Genomic DNA, 17,065 nt, shown 5'->3' with positions numbered 1-17,065 from the left:
GCTCGACTTGCATGTATTAGGCACGCCGCCAGCGTTCGTCCTGAGCCAGGATCAAACTCTCATATGATGTACAGGATGTACAAACAAAGGCGTTATCACAGGATGTGGTGATCTTAGCCTTTGAACATTTGAGATGGTTTTCCTTCTCAATTGCTGGCAATGGTCTATGACCATTTATCCATGATTTATTGACGTTCGTTTCGTTCAGTTTTCAAAGATCAAATTCCCTATCGCTGTTAGCGACTTTATTAATATAACATCATTTAATAGTTTCGTCAACACTTTTTTTAAAAAACATTATTTTAAATAAACATTTTGTTTGCTGAGGATGTGACTATATTATCATCAAATTCTTTAGACGTCAACCGTTTATCTATAATACAATATTTGTTAATTATTATATTAAAAAAGCAATAGACAGTTCGTTCGACAAATTAACCACAAATCTATTGCTAAATTATAATTTAAATCTACTATAGTTAATGAACTATCAATGATTTTAAAAGTTCCTGAGTATAACCAATAAAATAATAACTTTACTTTGTTATCAATAGCGGAATAAAAGATCATTTTTATATATTATGAAAGTTAACTTCCCTATTTCTACATATAGTATATGTTCCCATGATAAATTTGACTATCGTAAAGGCTTTAAATTTAGTACCTATGCAACTTGGTGGATTAGACAAGCTATAACACGAGCAATTGCTGTTCAGGCCCGTACTTTGTTATAGGTTACCTTGGTTATAATAGGCGTGATATGTATGAAGGTGCTTAATATTCATAGAATCATTTTCTAGTAATATCGTCAGATGTAAATATAGAATGGAGTTTATTGAGCCCCATTCTACTCATGCTTATATTTAATAATTATGACAAATAATTAAGAGTACTGGTGAAGCTACCGCTTTACAATAAGATATTGTTATTCTTGGTGTTCCAACAACTTCCCTAGAATTATAACATTACCACTTAATTTACTAGTAAGGAACAGGTGGTAAAGTTTTTTCTGCGTAGTAAATTTGTTTATTATTCTTTAGCGTCAAAACTCTTAGCTTGTGGATAGCTAGTATGATATTTCGGCCAATTTCACGCCCCTATGCTTTACGAAGTGAACCTATCGTGTGCAATCCAGCATATCCGCCACCAACGACCACAATCGTTTTTTGTTTCATATTTATCTGCTCCTGAAGTACGACTATATAATTAAGACGAGATAAATATTTATTTTGTGACAAGGTGACGGGAATTTGATTCCTGAATGATAGCCTATGCCGCTCTCTTAGCACTGCCTAATGCCGCATCAACCAATAATTCACGGATAAAAGGTTAAACTCGGCACTACCTTTGTATTTTTATTATTAAAAATGAAACCTCCGAACAATTTCGTTCTTCATCGTTTTTTCTGAAAATAGGATCATTCCAATCAGCGTAAGCAGAGCATATAAGGCAGTTGCTGCGCTCGGCCATAATACTGTTGACCAGGAGCTTAGAAAAAGAATGGCAGGAAGAAATCCTAAAATAACCATTGTTGTCATATACCCGATGTATTCCCGCCATTTCATTGGTTTTCGCAGCACAATAATTGTTACAAACAGTGTAGCAAGCGTAACGAGAAAAGGAATAACATAATGGATCGACCATCTTGAACTTCCAGATGCAGCATCCAAAATAAAAAGCATAATAGATAGTGCAATAACTTGAAAAATGACTTTAGAACCAGTATGTGCTTTAGAGAGGATTGTATGATTAATGAGTAATAAAGTATATAGTACAGGACCTAGCACATATAAAAACCATAATGGATGCGGATCAGTTAATAAATTGATCAATAAACTTGTACTAATAACGAAAAACGCAATAAATAAGACAAGTCTTTGTGCAAAGCGTCGCCGTTGGACTTTGGTTTCATAGACGGGATAATACGTGTTATCTTCCAATTTCTCAGAAAGCTTGTATTTACATAACGGACAATATTGTTGTTTTGTATAGATATTGCAATTTGAGCAATAATGCTGCATGGTTTTCACCTACCGTCATTGGAGTATACTTCTATCTCCAAATTATATGTCTTGGAAAGCTCTCTAAAGAAAGTACGGATAATGTCCGCTTCTTGAATCATTCTTGCAAATGTGATGACGAGTTCATCCCCCACTGCAATCATCCCTACATTGATTGGGCTTTTCTTTGTCGGATACAGTACCATTTCCATATGGGCAATATGCGATTCCATTGAATCAGGCAGGCGCACTTTTCCCATATTCGTTAAGGTCATCGCTTTGGTACGCTCACTAAAGCTTCTGTAACCATAACGAATGGCATGATACTTAAGCGGAAGTGGAATAAATCGTGCAGTCAGTCTAGTTTGCCATTTCACCCGATCGTTAATACTTTGCTGCAGGCTTTCCTTTTGAACTTTCTCACGCAATTGCTTCGATGTTTCTTCGATCATTTCTTCCAATGTCATCTTCTCTGTCACGGACATGCCGATATTGACAACACCAAAAAAGTTACGCAAGGTATTGGATGGGAAGAAGCTCCGTAGATTAACCGGGACAGCAATCTTTATCTCCTCTTTAAAAGCTCGATATCTTAATCTCTCTTTATAAATAGCTGCAATTAAAATGGCTGTAACAAATGCGGTAATCGTTGTTCCGTACTCTTTTGCGAGCTGATGTACTTTACTAGCGCTCATTTTTCCGTGGACAGTAATGGTTTGGTCCATGCTGGTGCCACGGATCTGATAAGAAGGCGTTTCTTTAAATTTCTCTGCCTTTTCATCTGTCCCATAGTTTTGGTAACTATCGTCTCTTTCATAATAACTTGGCTGATTATGAATATCGATTAGTGTGCTATCATAGTCTATGTCTTCTCCAAGATGTGATAAATAATGATAAATTAGCGCTTTAATAAATTCCAAAGCCCCTGTACCATCTGTTACAGAATGGAAAAATTCCACTGCAATACGCTTTTTATAATAAGTAACACGCAATAAGAACCCATTCGTTTCTAACGGATCAATGGGTGCACATGGATATTGGCTTTCGGGCTGAACAAAAAGCTTTTCATTATTATCTACAAGAAAATCCCAAAAAACACCTTTACGAAGCTTTACTGCAAAAATTGGGAGGCGTTTGAGAACATCATCCAACGCAAGTTGAAGTTTAGCTGGCTGTACTGTTTCCTTCATTATTGCAGCAATCCTAAAGACTGCGGAATTTGCTTGTTCCGATACAGCATGAAACATTTTCCCTGCATTATCAAGTTTGTACCATTCCTCCATCTGCCTAAACACCTCTATACATACTGATTTTTCCTATACTCTATTTTACATTATGTTTGCTCTCGATTCATAGTTAAGTCGGCAACTTTACTTAACCATTGTAAGACTAGATTAAGGATAAGAAAGGATAAAACCCAGCGTTTTTATCGAGCGACAGGTGGTAAAACGAAGCAACAGGGGGTTACTTAAAACGGCGTTATCAAAAGCGGCCACTTTTAGCCATTGATCCTTTGTTCATCCTTTACCTTAAATTTATCCGTCGCTAATAATCCAATAAAAAGAGGTAATGAATTCAGAAATTCCTTATGATATTCACAATTTCTTTGGTCGCTTTTTTGGCCTCTGGAATTGGGTAAAGCACAAAGATATGGTTCATTTTCGGATATTCAAAATAGTTTATTCTAGCTCCTTGTGAAAGAGCAATATCTCTGAATCTTCTTGCATCAGGTAAAAAAACTTCATGTGTCCCTATGAATAAACTAATTTTCCCTAAGCCATTTATCTTTCCATTTATTGGACTGAGTAAATAATGATTTAAATTAGTATCTCCTGCATATGCTTTTCCCATTTGAATCAAACCATAAATCCCTAACATGGGATCTTTATCCTCCAATACATAGGCATCCGGATTTTTCATCGTAATATCAAGCCAAGGTGAAAGTAAAATGATTTTTCCTGGTTGCGATAATCCCTTTTCCAAAAGCAATTGTGCTAACGCTAAGGCAAATCCTCCTCCAGCAGAGTCTCCCATCAAAATAATATTTTTCTCGTTCGAGGTTTCTAAAATCCACTCATATACTGGAAGAACTTTATCAAAAGACTCTTTATATTGATGATTGGGTGCTTTAGGATAAATTGGAATGTATATTTTAGCGGCGGTTTCTTCTGCTATTTTCCCAAGAAAACTCCAGTGATATACCGATGGCTGTTTAATATATCCTCCTCCATGCAAATAGAGTATTGATTTTTCTGATTGCTTTTTTTCTTGATTAAAGATATAACAATCCATTCCATTAAAACTCTGCTTTTTAATGTGAAATTTCCTTTGAATATATTTTGGTAAGACATAGGGTTTCTCATTTTCCTTTTGTCTTTCTTTTAAAAATTCAGAGTATAATTGTTCATCAGTAAAGCTATCTTTATTACTCAGTCGTTTGAGTAAATGTTCTACAATCCAGCTTCGAATACTCCTCATATTCGTTTGTCCCCCTCACATATCATACAGTGTCTAACATCCCCAAAAAATATCAAAGTAGTACAAACTCTATACCTATACTAGCAGTAATCATTTAGCTTTGTATATTTTGTTGTTCATTACTTATTGTATGAAAAGTTATATTTTTTTGTATTTTCCTATTGAACCACACGTAACGTGCTGTTCTATAATGAAGAAAATGAAATGAGGTGAGAAAATGTATACAATTGGGAAATTGTCAAAGAACACAGGCGTGACCGTGAGGACATTAGATTATTATGATGAAATTGGTTTGATTAAACCTTCCTCGAAAACGGGTGGAGGGCATCGTTTATATAGTGAAGATGATGTAATGCAGTTAGAACGTGTTTTAGCATTGAAATATATGGGATTCTCACTGGAACAAATTAAAGATATATTGAAAAATTCCACGTTGAACTGGCAGGAGTCGATACAGCAACAGCTTGAGCTGGTTAAACGAGAACAGGAACGTTTAAAGATGTTAGAACAAGCTCTTCTTGGTGTATCGTATTCCATTAAGTATGAAGGAGAAATCAATTGGCCCATCATTTTCAGTATTATTCAGCTGTACCAACATGATCCGGAAGATGCCTTACAGCCATATAAAGAATATCTAAGTGAAGATGAAATGAAGATCGTTTTAGACATGAATGTCGGAAACATGAGTGAGGAAGATATCAAGGAATGGTTGAAGGTCGTTGGTGATATTAGAGATAACCTGCATCTTGATCCAAACTCAGAAGAGGCCGAACAACTCGTTATAAGCTGGGCGAACCAAGCAGATAAAATGTTTGGGAATAATGAAGAATTACTAGAGAATATGTGGGAAGCCCTCCAAAACTTTAAGGAAGGTATCGCATTTTATCCAATGGACAATGATGTGATTAATTTTATAAAACGTGTGGCTACTTCAAAGGGGGGTCAAAATTATGATACTTGATGTAAATGGTGTAACAAAGGTATTTAACGGTCGGGGGAAAAACAAGCTGGTTGCAAATAATAATCTCTCCCTTCAACTTAATGAAGGTGAAATATTCGGACTACTTGGACAGAATGGAGCTGGGAAAACGACTTTGGTAAACCAAATATTAGGGTTATTAATTCCAGATTCTGGGGAAATTCATTTATTAGGAGAATCGGTACTTCAATCCCCTGCTCGGGCCCGTTCGATTTGTTCCGTACAGCCGCAGTCTCAAGTACCACTAGGTTTTCTTACCCCTAAACAAGCAGTGACACTGATGGGAAAAATGCGCGCCGGGAAAAGGTTTGATCCGAAGCGGGTGGAGATGCTTTTTGAAGCATTAGATATGGGCAACTGGGCAAATAAAGAAGGTGACAAATTATCAGGTGGTGCGAAACGCCTAACTGCTTTTTGTATGGCAGTTATTGCCCCTGGCAAACTAGTAATACTAGATGAACCTACAAACGATGTCGATCCCGTTCGCAGACGTTATCTGTGGGATGTAATACGTAACCTGACAAATGATGGTACTTCGGTTATTTTGGTTACACATAATGTGCTTGAAGCGGAAAAGACGGTTGATCGTGTGGCGATCCTCCATAATGGAAAAATTCTCACGCAAGGCACACCTTCAGGGGTTAAAAGTTCTGTAAGTAATCAAATGCGCATGGAACTTAGTTTAGCTAGTGAGGTAGATATTGAGATTCCTAGTTGGGCGCTTTCTTCGCATAAAAATGGAGCTCGCTTCATTTTCTCATTGGAGCCGAATGAAGTATCATCAGCAATTAAATGGGCGAAAAGCCAAGTGAATAGCGGCCTTATTATGGACTATTCCTTGTCCCCGACTACGATTGAGGATGCTTATATTGAATTGACTTCTAAAAAGGTGGCAGGATGATCATGAACATTTTCAGCCATTACAAATATGTCTTCCAAATACAATTCCTTAGAAACGCAGGCTTTTTAATATTTATGATTCTGATTCAAATTTTGATCTCGATCGGTATTGTAATCGGCTTTACCTATCTCATTCCGACACCAGATACAAACACGATTCTTTTCTTAGCAACAGGTGCCCCCACAATCATATTAATTTTTACGGGATTAGTTATTTTGCCTCAACAAGTTGGCACTGCGAAATCAGATGGATATATGGAATTTTTACGTACCTTGCCTGTTAATCGAGCTGTCATCCTTGGAGCCGATACCACGATTTGGCTAATTATCACTGTACCAGGTATTGTGATTTCCTCCCTTGTCGCACATCTCCTGTTTAGTCCTGGATACGATATCTCTTGGACGGTAGTTCCGGCTTTGCTGATGATCGCATTAACATCTATTGGTGTTGGGTATGGCTTTTCCTATCTTTTATCACCAACAACTTCACTTGCTCTATCTCAAGTGATTGTTTTTGGGGCGCTTATGTTTTCACCGGTGAATTTCCCAATGGACCGCCTTCCCGAATGGCTTCAAACATTACATGAAATACTGCCAATTTATTCAATGGCTGAAATTATGCGCGCATCCCTCGCAGCTTCTACTTTCGAGGCAACGCTGGCAAACTATATAAACTTACTGGTATGGTGTGTATTGGGATTTGGAGGGGCTATTTTTATTTTAAATAAGAAATGAGATATTTCGATAGCAAGAGGAATGGAGAAATTGTTAGCGCCCCGAGATATAGTTTTCATCATATGAATACTTGTAATCCTTTCCTTTACAAGTGCATTTCTGATCTACAAAGGAACCGTCTTATTAATGGATTCCTTCCCATTTTTCTTGTTTTTGACGTGCTTTGTATACAGTATTTAAAGCGACTTTTCGTTCCGAATCCCTTATATCTTTCGATAAATTCGAATTGAACCACTCAGACAGTATGTACCAACCTCCTTAGAGCAGATCACATTGCCCTCCTCTTTAAGTACTTGATCTTAAAAGCTTTTAAAAAACATAATAAAAATAATATTAAATAAAGTGTCCTTTTGCATCTATCGGATCTATATGAGGGATAGGAGGGATGCAAAATGCAGAAAATCACATTTGGAAAAGGGTTAGCAAAAACGATTGGTTTGAATGAAAGTATTGTGTTGGAGAAACTTTACGAACGTATTGAAAAAGAAGGAACTCCTTTGCACGGACAGATGTGGATTGAGCGTACGTATAAAGAATGGCAAGAAGATTTTCCATTTTGGTCAATCACAACAATTAAACGGACTTTTTCTTCTTTGAAAAAGCAGGGCCTTATCCTTACAGAACAACACGGGAAACATCATTATGATCGCACAAATTGGTATGCCCTTAGTGACGAGGGAGGCCATTGTTTTGCACAAGAAAAGATCACAGAAGAGGATACACAAGTTAGGGACACGGGGAACATTCAAGACAAAATAACCATTGTCGAAAAACAACTAAAGAAATTGCGCTTTTTCCCACTTCAAACCTCACAGAGAAAAGAACTAGCCCATGCTTGTAAAACCTTCTCGCTCGCGCAGATCTCACAAGCTTTAGAAGCAACAGCCGAACGTGCGATTTTCGCATGGAAATATGCGTATAAAATCTTATTAACCAATCAGAACGCTAGCCCGACCAAACTGAAGCGGAAAATCATTCGGACAGAAAAATTACCTGACTGGTTTCAGCAGGGAGAGCATATAAATGTGGCCAAGGTTCCGGAAGAATGGAATGAAGAAACACTCATAAAAAGACGGCGATTACTTGAGATTCAGGAGAAATATCAACAACAAAAGAAGACGACTTTTTCCTTTACTTAAAGAAAGAGTAGCTTCATTGGTTATTGATACTTAGACAATACCTTGTTCATTTTTCAAACCAATATTTATGTGCGTGTTCAAAAAAGAGGTAAAAGGACCAAGTCGGCTAAGGGTGCTGACTTTGACGTTCGACACAGAACGTGAGGCATTTAGTCGAAGATCCTTTATTTCACAGTGTCATTTTTACCGGTGCCTGCAGGATGAAGGACACAAAGGAAAGGGCGTGGCGATAATTGTCGTGGATTTAGGCCCACAGGACGATAGTCAGAACAGCGTTGCGGCGGCGCGAACTTAGCTATTCATTCACTTGATCCTTATTTTTTGAACATCCTCTTTAAGCAAAGATCGCACTGATTTTTTGGATATCTTCATTCGTAAGGTTGATTTCAGCAGCTCGTAGATTATTTTGAACCTGTCAGGACATTTTGCTCCAGGGATAAGAACATCTACAGAAGTTGTGTAAAATACCAGGCCAGAACAATATGAGCTGTTTCTGCATCATATTTTCTTTCAGTTGATTGTTTTTTAAAATTTTCCAAAAATTACTAACCCTGGAAGTTAGGATTTTTAGCACGAAAATCTGAAAAAGTCGGATTTTTATCATATTTCCCAGCCAATAAACCCGGATTCTAACGGAAAATAAGGAATAAAAGTAATATTTTTTTCTGCTGTATAAGGGAAATAATCCTTTTCGGCATCTCGTTTTAGTAAATTATATTCTGCATGTAAAACATCTACATATCCATCCAGGTTTGTTCCTTCAATTGATCAAGTGAGAAATTGGAAACACCGATAGAGCGGATTTTCCCTTGATCTTTTTATTCCTTGAGAACGACGACAGCTTCGTCCTTAGGTGTGTTTCGTACAATGTTATGCTTCTTCATGAAAGATTTCATAACTTTACAACCTACTGTATAATCGTTGGCTTACCAAACCAGTTGGTCCTAACAAATAATAATTATCTACTGCAGAAACTCTCTTATTTTGTTAAATCATAACTTAGATCTATGAGATGAAAGATTTCTTCTTTTGGAACAGAGCCGTCCAATACAATGCTGATCCAGTGTTCCTTATTCATAGATAGGCGGGTAAAATGGCATTTTCTTTCTTTACAATACTGGCTAATTCTGGATCACATTTGACATTCAAGATCTCTGTTTCCCCATCCCCCTCGATATTCAGTTTATTTCTAGCAACATTCATCAACAATCCATACCATTTATTATTTTTACTGTGTCTAAGCACAGCATAGTTTGGAAATTTAGCCCATGGATAATCGGGCTCTGTATTATATTTTCTTTTCGTATAATTTAAAACAGTTTCCCTGACCATTGATATGTCACCCTTCTCAACAAGAGTAGATGAATCGCCATCATATTACAATCATTCCACGAGTATAGCGGAGATGAGATAAGAGCACATAATAAGTATGTCCCTCCGTCCCACAATAACTAATAGCCACCTTATTTATTCCTACTAAAAATAGTCCCTACCAAAATTTTTCCTTGGCAGGGAACTATATTGTTTTTTTCTTATTTTATCCATTTTAGATTAGGACAAATACTGTTAAATCGGCATTTCCACTTCAAATTAAGTTGTAGTCTTACTCCCACTCTACTTTCACCCTGCTAGATATAGAGCAATATCATTGATGTTAAAGGTTTTTAAAGAAGTATCAACTCTTATAATATGATATTAAAAATTAAAATTATGCAATTTCAATGCAATAAATGCAAATCACAGTTTAGGGTTATGGGTTACTGTTAAATATATTGACGAAGCAACAAAAGCCACACAGTATTCGCAATATATACTCACGTTAGAAAAAGATACAAATTGGATGATTGTCGAGTAAAAATGATTTAGTTTATTTACTGTAGCTTTTTAGAATAAAGGTTTGATCAATTGCTCCGGTAGACATTCCAGCTTCAGATGCAATTCTTCGGATAGATGCTTTTTCAATGCCTTCCGTTTCAATAATTTTCCAAGCCGTTTCAGCGATCATTTTTCTTTTGTGACCATGATCAACTATTTTCGGCACTCAAATCACCTCTTGCTTTTATTTCACACACTGTGTTATTATCATTTCATCACAGTGTGTGAAATAAATAAGGGGGGATGTTTTTAAATTCTTGAATCACTTATTGGAACATTGAAGAGGATGGGCATTATCAAAGTGGTGAAATAGGACCTTCTTGAGCAATTAAATCATTTGTAAGGTACATTAAACTTCCTTTATAACCGAATAAGTTTATTAAATGGTTTTATAAACAGTTTGGGGATAAGGGAAGGAATCTTAGAAATGAAACGAAGATAGTCATGAGCAATACCTACTTTTTTCAGGAAAGGAGATTGAAATGGATGGATCTTCATTACGAAATTAAAGGAAACGGAAAGCCGGTTATACTACTTCATAGTGGAGCTATGGATTCACGTGACTGGGAATTCATCACACCGCATCTTTCAAAGTCGTTCAAAGTAATCACTCTTGATGTCCGGGGTGCAGGGAGGTCACCCATTCCGAATGAACCCATTGATTATGTTGAGGATCTTAGAAAACTCTTGGATCATCTTAAAATTAAGAAAGGTACCCTCGTTGGACATTCCCTAGGTGGACAAATTGCAACTGATTTTACTCTGTCCTATCCAAAAAGGGTGTCACAACTGGTATTGATCGCTCCAGGCCTGTCGGGGTTTAAATTTTCTTCCGAACATGCTGAATTAGAGAGCCGAGTTTCTGAAGTTGCACCAGATGTCGAGAAAATGACTAATATAACATTAAGCGAGCCTTCCTGGAGTGTTTCTTTCGGAAAAGCATACGATTTATTGCGCGAAATGATGATACACAATATTCAAAAGACTTTTGATTGGAAAACATTCGAAACTGTTTCCTCCAATTCAGCGATGGAAAGATTGGGAGAAATTAAAACGAAGACACTTTTTATCATAGGCGAGGAGGACTCAGAAGATCTCTTTAAAATCGCACAATTATATAAGGAAATTCCCAATATTAACTTTGTGCGTATACCTGGTGCTAATCACATCATCACTTTGACCCACCCTAAGGAAGTTTCCGACCATATCAGTCTTTTTTTGAGCTTACCAGAATGGTAATCAGAAATGACATCTTATCACCATAGACAAATAATTCTAAACCACTTGCGCCAAAACTAGCAAAATCTAAGGTTTTCCATTCACCTGATTCTGTATTTTCATTAAGTATATCTATGATTTTTATATTTTCTTAATTGAAGTTTTTAATATTTTTATCATACTCAATAAAATAGAGTGCCATGTTACCCCTGTTCCAGTCAATGAATCCATGGGGCTGTCTCCACCTAAAGAATATTGATAACTTATGACACCTTCACGTCTTTATATCAGTTGGTGAGAAATTAAATGACAAAAGTAATGGCTATTCTCAAACAGCATGACTAGAGCCAGTGGTACCACTGTTTTTTTATACATTAAAAGAGATTAAAGGATTTCCTATTAATAAGGAGTGTTTATGAATGCTCGAAACTATCACGGTTTTCATGCTGTTGGAATAAAGAAAATTATTGAGGAAGCAAATGTAGCTACTATGACGTTATACAAAACCACTTTACATCGAAGGAACAACTAATCGAAAATGATGCTTTTATTAGAAGGGCAACTTCGATGGCAGAGACCGTTGGATCCTAAAAAGCAGAAACATGCCATTCATATGTTGAAATCACTTTTAAAAACATGGGACAAGTAGTTGCAGGTCTATGTAAATATCATATATTACCAGAAAAGCCAGTCAATTATTAAGGAGGTGAAAATTAAGTCATATTATTACAAAAAGGAAGGTGAGGTTAAAGCGGAAAAAGTTACAGAATATCGTGTTGTGGATTTAAAATAAAGTTTAACCGTTTTGAAAAAAGTTGCACTACAATAGATTGACTATTAATTTAAGAGGAGGAACTTTGATGAAAAGAAAAATGATACGTAATCTGTCTTTAGCTTTAATAGCCCTGGTAGGATTTTTCTCTTTAGTTTTTAGTTTTGAAGGTAGAACAAATGCAGCTAGTTTAACATCGAATCCAGATCAGGATCTAAAAGTTGACACAGTAGATGGAATAAAATATGCACCAGATAAACATAAAAAAATTGTTGGAATGGTAGTTGAAGCAACTGATCAAGGAGAAAAAGTACACGGCTTCTCAACTCCAGAAAAATATGAAGCATATCATCAAAAAGTTACAGAGGGATTATCTAGTCAGTCAATAGGTATAATGGCAAGACCAACTTATTTATATGAACATACTTCGGGTCATGGATATGGAAGATCATTAATTGCGTATCCTGGAACTCAGGTCACTTCTCTGAGTACTGCATGGGATAACAGAATATCTGCTGTATCTGTAGCTCCTGGTTCTTGGATTAGGCTCTATCAAAATCGTTATTATGGTGGTCGTTATTTAACTCTTGTAAGTTATCCAAACAAATACTTTACCACCAATTTAACTTCTTGGGGAATGTCTGGTACTACTTCTTGGAACGACCAAGTCTCATCTTATCGAGTTAGGTGAGAAAAACGGTAATGTCCACGAAAAAAAGGGAATCTTAAAACAACCATTCAACATTTCTGTGTTTGGATGGTATCACAAACTCACAGTCCTAATTATTGATCTTAGTTCAAAAAACAGGCTACTTTGTGAATAATCAGTCACCTAAAACTTCTAGAGTAAATTATTATTTGTTTATTTAACCAGAGCAAGGAGGAATATGAAGTTTAGAAAAAACTGGGACATTATGCATCATGATCGAAAGGGTTTAATGTCCTTCTATGAGCCTAATTTCTCAATTTTAATGTTGAGAAATTAGGCTTTTATATTTACTTAATGCAAAATAGAGTTTAAATGGTGTGCAATATATCTCCTAAAGTGACATTCTAATGTTCCTGGTCCACCTGGTAAAGCGACAAAGCCCTCTGCAAGCTCTGCCATTTTAGCCTTTCTCTCATGCATAGATTCGACAACTATCAGCTTGGATAATCTTTTAGGCGATATTTCTCTCTGCTCTAAAAAACTAGGCATAATTCCAATAACTTGTTTACCTTCATCTAAGACAGCATCCGCAACTGCTCCCATAACACCAACACTTGCTCCACAGTGTTCGCATGATGTGGCTAGTGCAGGGTTACGAACTAAGCTATCGCACGATTAATCGCTTTCGTTCCGATCACCTCATTGAGAATATTCTACAGGAAGTTTTGTAAGAATGATGAGAAAATTGACTTTTACGCGATATTAAAGAGAGTTTTATTTATACCGGAAAAACTTATCATAATCATCAATTTGATCCGGACTTATTCCAGTTTTATTAATCGCTTCTTGTTGAAATGAATTATTGCAACTTTTACATATATAATATTTATTTTCTCCTTTTTTGATTTTATAATATTGTGAATCAGAATGATTAATCGTAAATTTATTTTTGCAGAAAAAACATATAGTATCCAACATATTTTCACACTTCCTATCAGATTTTTATTGAAAAGTAACTATTTTTTAAACCTATGATTAAAAATGTGAATTTCTAATTTACTGCCATTCTAAAATAATTTATTTTTAACTTAGTTACAAGCTTATCCGTGAACTGTATTTTTACTAAAAATATGACGGCTATGCCTGTAATGGAAGGAAAAGCTGTAATATACTAAAGCCTACTTCATGCAACTGTTCAACAAAATGCCCCTTTGAAGTGCAACTCGTTTTAATACAAACGGGCTATAACTTCAGATACATGATCAATTAACTCAATTTACTTTCATCGCAGAGTGTTTCTAAATGATAACGGATTACTTCCTTCACCTTTTCTGGAGTGTAGACATCAGGTCTTAAAAGAGCATGAATGGACAATCCATCAATTAATGTCGCTAGCCTACTCTTTTCTAATTTTACATTAGTTGAATCAGATAAAATCCCTTGTAGAACTAATATCTCGATCATTGAACTTGCTAATTCATACATACCGTTAGTCATTTCATCTTTTTTTTCTTTTAAAGAATCACTTGTAAGTGACTGAAGTGCAAGGATCCACCAAACACTCGTTTCGATTTTCTTTTCTTCATCAATTGGTATAAGCTCTAATAAAACTTCCGCAACCGCCTGCAATGGAGTGTCTGACCAACTTTTACTTTGAGAACGTTTTTTCCCTTCTTCCAGATAATAATCCATGATAAATAATAACATTTCATCCTTAGTTGAAAAATAATGTCTTAACGCTCCAGCAGACATGCCTGCCTCAGTAGCAACTCTTCTTATAGATGCTTTTTCGATTCCCTCTTTCTTAATAATACTCCAAGCGGCCTCAGCAATTGACTTCCTCTTTTTTTCATGATTAACCATCCTTGGCATAAAAAATCACTTCCCTTTCTTAACACAGTGTGTTACTATATTTTTAACACACTGTGTTATTTAAATTATAACATATAAAAAGGAGGGACTCTATATTTGATCGAAAGTATTGAAGCATTGATGCCTTCTTCATCATTAGACACATCGATAGCTTTGCTAATTATTTCTATTTGCGCATTAATTGATATATTAAGTCCTGGTGTACTTGCTGTAACAGCCTATTTATTATTGACACAGCCTAATCAATTATCTTCTCGCTTGCTTGTTTTTTTGTTTATTACGCAGTTTGGCTATCTTCTGGTAGGCTTATTCCTATACTTTGGTGGAGATTCACTATTGAAAGGAATCGGAAAATTATCTGAATTTGACTTTATCAATTGGTTTTATCTCCTTTTTGGAGCAGTTATGGCTCTAATTAGCTTCTGTAAACCAAATGAAAATACAAAAAAACGTTTAATTTCATTTATACCCCAAAAAACAACGATGAAAGGGATGATCATGTTAGGTATCATTGTTTTTCTAATTGAATTTGTAACTGCATTGCCTTACTTTTATTCCATTTTGTTAATGAATCACCTAACAATTGAGCCTTCCTCTTCTATCTTTATTATAATTGGCTACAATCTTGTAATGGTGCTTCCTTCTCTTCTTTTGTTAGGGGTTAATATTATGTTTAAAGAGAGACTGCAACAATTTCTAAATAAAATTAGATCAAAATTAAATGAAGCTCCGATTTCCTCACTCTTGGTAGCGATAGGAGTCGTAGGTGCGGTTTTTTTCAACATCGGTCTTAGAGGCATATTAAATTAAAAAATTATTAATGAGGTGTTCATCATGAAAGAAATTATCAGTGGACTTGGTCTACTTTTCGTTATACAGGGAGTAGGCGGATTAATCAATCATTTGACTAATGGTGGAAAAAGTTGGTTTTTGGTAAATTATATTAATGCGTTTCAGGGATTTGAAATTGTTATGGACATTATTTTTATTGTAGTTGGTGGGGTCATAAGTTTAGCCTCTTGGAAAATAGGCGGAACAACTAAAGGAGAAAATTAAAATATAGAGCAAATAGGACGGTTTATACATAGCCGTCCAGTTTGGCGGATGCTCCGTTGAAATATATTTTTAAATGTTTATAGAGAGGAACGTAAGAATTATTATGAATTTAAGACATATAGGGAGCTTGTCTCCCCAAAAGGAAGAACGATTATATTTTATTGATAACCTAAGAGGAGCTCTTACAGTGTTGGTTGTGCTTCATCATTTGGTGTATTTTTCCATCTATAACGAGGTATTAACACAAGGTTCTATTGGGGTTGTAATGGGTCTTCTATTCCTTGCTTTTAACCAGACTTTCTTTATGGGGACATTTTTTCTTATTTCTGGTTACTTTGTCCCTTTATCTATTGAACGAAATGGGACAACTCGGTTTATCAAAGATAGATCTATCCGATTCCTAATCCCATTTATCTTCTATATTTTCATTCTTAGCCAAGTTCAAGCAATTGAAGCCTATATACTTAACCAAGAGCCATTTACATGGCAAACCTATTTTTCACATTTAACTTACGGGCCGATGTGGTATGTCGAACTACTTTTCGTATTCGTTTGTTTATACGCAGTCTGGGCGAAGTTTATGAGTAAAAATAAGCTATCAGTAGTTCGGCAGAGTACACCACCCACCTACAGGATGTTTACAGTCTTTGTCATGATATTAGCAGCAGGATACTTCACCATAAGACTGTGGGTTCCTGCTCTTGATTTACCCGGTGGATCTCCCAAGGTTCAATCATTTGTTGGACTTTTTACAGCAAGTGGCTATGATCTCCCGCAATATGTCGGGCTATTCATTTTGGGTATCATCGCTTACCAACGCAATTGGTTTCGAAATATTCCTGATTCTATGGGTAGGGCGGGTTTTGGAATTGCAATTGGAGCATCGATTCTTCTTCTTCCCTTAGTTTTGTTATTTGGGGTAGACGGATTACAGTTTTCTGGTGGCTGGAACTGGACATCTTTGGTTTATTCTCTGTGGGAAGCTCTATTTTGTGTTGGCGTCATTCTCGGATTAATCATATTCTTTCGGAGAAGAGTTTTTCATCAAGGAAAAGGTTGGAGCTTCTTGTCAGCCCATTCTTTCGTGATTTACATCATTCATATACCGATTATCGCTATTGTTATTGCTGGATTGAAGGTCATCCACTTTCCACCATCCTTCATGTTTCTAGCTATGATTCTGATCACGATACCACTTTGCTTCTTGTTAAGTTATATAATTAAGCAGATTCCCTTTGCGTCAAAGATTCTTTAGGATGGTGAATATTAAAGAAAAAAAGAGGATACGACGATAACTTGTAACCGTCAAGTAGTTTTGAACACTTTCCGCTAATTAATTTTGAACACTTTTTGCTTAAAACAGAGACTCTCGATATTTTATTCTATGACTAG

Annotated in this window: 14 protein-coding genes, 1 rRNA gene and 5 pseudogenes; 11 read left to right on the top strand and 9 right to left on the bottom strand. The window is 36.0% G+C overall.

All coding sequences use genetic code 11. The features are described from left to right. A 16S ribosomal RNA gene (locus J2Z23_RS21580) occupies window positions 1-67 on the bottom strand; the annotation flags it as partial. Window positions 68-626: 559 nt separating this feature from the next. Here J2Z23_RS21580 and J2Z23_RS21575 point away from each other — a divergent pair. After that, window positions 627-728 (top strand): annotated as a pseudogene (locus J2Z23_RS21575) (sigma factor); the annotation flags it as partial. 633 nt (window positions 729-1,361) lie between these two features. Here J2Z23_RS21575 and J2Z23_RS21570 read toward each other — a convergent pair. From J2Z23_RS21570 to J2Z23_RS21560, 3 genes are all read right to left on the bottom strand, one after another. Then, a complete protein-coding gene (locus J2Z23_RS21570; protein WP_238482892.1) occupies window positions 1,362-1,940 on the bottom strand; it encodes a DUF6320 domain-containing protein in 579 nt (192 codons plus the stop codon). An 86-nt stretch (window positions 1,941-2,026) separates the two neighbouring features. Then, a complete protein-coding gene (locus J2Z23_RS21565) occupies window positions 2,027-3,283 on the bottom strand; it encodes an acyltransferase (protein WP_057983476.1) in 1,257 nt (418 codons plus the stop codon). Window positions 3,284-3,575: 292 nt separating this feature from the next. Continuing rightward, complete coding sequence (locus J2Z23_RS21560; protein ID WP_209975313.1) at window positions 3,576-4,478, bottom strand: alpha/beta hydrolase fold domain-containing protein; 903 nt, start codon at window positions 4,476-4,478, stop codon at window positions 3,576-3,578. Between the two features lie 217 nt (window positions 4,479-4,695). Here J2Z23_RS21560 and J2Z23_RS21555 point away from each other — a divergent pair, with 217 nt between their 5' ends. From J2Z23_RS21555 to J2Z23_RS21540, 4 genes are all read left to right on the top strand, one after another. After that, window positions 4,696-5,439, top strand: a complete 744-nt coding sequence (locus J2Z23_RS21555) for a MerR family transcriptional regulator (protein WP_057995905.1) — start codon at window positions 4,696-4,698, stop codon at window positions 5,437-5,439. After that, window positions 5,429-6,358 (top strand): ABC transporter ATP-binding protein, encoded by a 930-nt coding sequence (locus tag J2Z23_RS21550; protein ID WP_209975311.1) that lies wholly within the window; start codon window positions 5,429-5,431, stop codon window positions 6,356-6,358. Before J2Z23_RS21555 ends, J2Z23_RS21550 begins: the two co-directional genes overlap by 11 nt. Before the next feature lie 2 nt (window positions 6,359-6,360). Beyond that, entirely contained in the window at window positions 6,361-7,092 is a 732-nt protein-coding gene (locus tag J2Z23_RS21545) for an ABC transporter permease (RefSeq protein WP_209975296.1), read from the top strand. 392 nt (window positions 7,093-7,484) lie between these two features. Continuing rightward, the gene (locus J2Z23_RS21540) at window positions 7,485-8,231 is read left to right on the top strand and encodes a hypothetical protein (RefSeq protein WP_057983483.1); all 747 of its coding nucleotides are present in this window, start codon (window positions 7,485-7,487) and stop codon (window positions 8,229-8,231) included. Window positions 8,232-8,565: 334 nt separating this feature from the next. On the opposite strand, the pseudogene J2Z23_RS22855 reads toward J2Z23_RS21540, so the two are convergent. From J2Z23_RS22855 to J2Z23_RS22485, 3 genes and pseudogenes are all read right to left on the bottom strand, one after another. Continuing rightward, window positions 8,566-9,088 (bottom strand): annotated as a pseudogene (locus tag J2Z23_RS22855) (aldo/keto reductase); the annotation flags it as partial. A 217-nt stretch (window positions 9,089-9,305) separates the two neighbouring features. Beyond that, a complete protein-coding gene (locus tag J2Z23_RS21530; protein WP_318249097.1) occupies window positions 9,306-9,563 on the bottom strand; it encodes an MmcQ/YjbR family DNA-binding protein in 258 nt (85 codons plus the stop codon). Between the two features lie 559 nt (window positions 9,564-10,122). After that, window positions 10,123-10,272 (bottom strand): annotated as a pseudogene (locus J2Z23_RS22485) (TetR family transcriptional regulator); the annotation flags it as partial. A 320-nt stretch (window positions 10,273-10,592) separates the two neighbouring features. Here J2Z23_RS22485 and J2Z23_RS21520 point away from each other — a divergent pair. From J2Z23_RS21520 to J2Z23_RS21510, 3 genes and pseudogenes are all read left to right on the top strand, one after another. Then, window positions 10,593-11,345: an alpha/beta fold hydrolase gene (locus J2Z23_RS21520; protein WP_209975315.1), complete on the top strand. Its 753-nt coding sequence runs from the start codon at window positions 10,593-10,595 to the stop codon at window positions 11,343-11,345. A gap of 394 nt (window positions 11,346-11,739) precedes the next feature. Further along, window positions 11,740-11,861, top strand: a pseudogene (locus J2Z23_RS21515) (TetR/AcrR family transcriptional regulator); the annotation flags it as partial. 323 nt (window positions 11,862-12,184) lie between these two features. Beyond that, window positions 12,185-12,787 carry a hypothetical protein gene (locus J2Z23_RS21510; protein WP_057983488.1) on the top strand — a complete coding sequence of 201 codons (603 nt, stop codon included), beginning with the start codon at window positions 12,185-12,187 and terminating at the stop codon, window positions 12,785-12,787. Window positions 12,788-13,138: 351 nt separating this feature from the next. Here J2Z23_RS21510 and J2Z23_RS21505 read toward each other — a convergent pair. Continuing rightward, a pseudogene (locus J2Z23_RS21505) lies at window positions 13,139-13,366 on the bottom strand (LOG family protein); the annotation flags it as partial. 645 nt (window positions 13,367-14,011) lie between these two features. Next, window positions 14,012-14,617, bottom strand: coding sequence for a TetR/AcrR family transcriptional regulator (locus J2Z23_RS21500; RefSeq protein ID WP_209975294.1), 606 nt, complete (start codon window positions 14,615-14,617; stop codon window positions 14,012-14,014). A gap of 96 nt (window positions 14,618-14,713) precedes the next feature. Here J2Z23_RS21500 and J2Z23_RS21495 point away from each other — a divergent pair, with 96 nt between their 5' ends. From J2Z23_RS21495 to J2Z23_RS21485, 3 genes are all read left to right on the top strand, one after another. Further along, entirely contained in the window at window positions 14,714-15,427 is a 714-nt protein-coding gene (locus J2Z23_RS21495; RefSeq protein WP_209975292.1) for a GAP family protein, read from the top strand. Window positions 15,428-15,451: 24 nt separating this feature from the next. Next, the gene (locus J2Z23_RS21490) at window positions 15,452-15,673 is read left to right on the top strand and encodes a hypothetical protein (RefSeq protein ID WP_057983495.1); all 222 of its coding nucleotides are present in this window, start codon (window positions 15,452-15,454) and stop codon (window positions 15,671-15,673) included. Window positions 15,674-15,776: 103 nt separating this feature from the next. Continuing rightward, window positions 15,777-16,928, top strand: coding sequence for an acyltransferase family protein (locus J2Z23_RS21485; RefSeq protein WP_082881379.1), 1,152 nt, complete (start codon window positions 15,777-15,779; stop codon window positions 16,926-16,928). The last annotated feature ends 137 nt before the right edge of the window (window positions 16,929-17,065 follow it).

Origin of the sequence: Lederbergia galactosidilytica, from assembly GCF_017873565.1 — a bacterium.
GTDB lineage: Bacteria > Bacillota > Bacilli > Bacillales > Bacillaceae_C > Lederbergia > Lederbergia galactosidilytica.
This window is presented reverse-complemented; position numbering and strand designations above follow the sequence as displayed.

Bases quoted from the DNA above. Each gene is read 5' to 3' on its own strand.
- J2Z23_RS21550 (WP_209975311.1), top strand. From the start codon at position 5,429: ATGATACTTGATGTAAATGGTGTAACAAAGGTATTTAACGGTCGGGGG.
- J2Z23_RS21560 (WP_209975313.1), bottom strand. From the start codon at position 4,478: ATGAGGAGTATTCGAAGCTGGATTGTAGAACATTTACTCAAACGACTG.
- J2Z23_RS21555 (WP_057995905.1), top strand. From the start codon at position 4,696: ATGTATACAATTGGGAAATTGTCAAAGAACACAGGCGTGACCGTGAGG.
- J2Z23_RS21490 (WP_057983495.1), top strand. From the start codon at position 15,452: ATGAAAGAAATTATCAGTGGACTTGGTCTACTTTTCGTTATACAGGGA.
- J2Z23_RS21565 (WP_057983476.1), bottom strand. From the start codon at position 3,283: ATGGAGGAATGGTACAAACTTGATAATGCAGGGAAAATGTTTCATGCT.
- J2Z23_RS21530 (WP_318249097.1), bottom strand. From the start codon at position 9,563: ATGGTCAGGGAAACTGTTTTAAATTATACGAAAAGAAAATATAATACA.
- J2Z23_RS21510 (WP_057983488.1), top strand. From the start codon at position 12,185: ATGAAAAGAAAAATGATACGTAATCTGTCTTTAGCTTTAATAGCCCTG.
- J2Z23_RS21500 (WP_209975294.1), bottom strand. From the start codon at position 14,617: ATGCCAAGGATGGTTAATCATGAAAAAAAGAGGAAGTCAATTGCTGAG.
- J2Z23_RS21485 (WP_082881379.1), top strand. From the start codon at position 15,777: ATGAATTTAAGACATATAGGGAGCTTGTCTCCCCAAAAGGAAGAACGA.
- J2Z23_RS21545 (WP_209975296.1), top strand. From the start codon at position 6,361: ATGAACATTTTCAGCCATTACAAATATGTCTTCCAAATACAATTCCTT.
- J2Z23_RS21520 (WP_209975315.1), top strand. From the start codon at position 10,593: ATGGATCTTCATTACGAAATTAAAGGAAACGGAAAGCCGGTTATACTA.
- J2Z23_RS21540 (WP_057983483.1), top strand. From the start codon at position 7,485: ATGCAGAAAATCACATTTGGAAAAGGGTTAGCAAAAACGATTGGTTTG.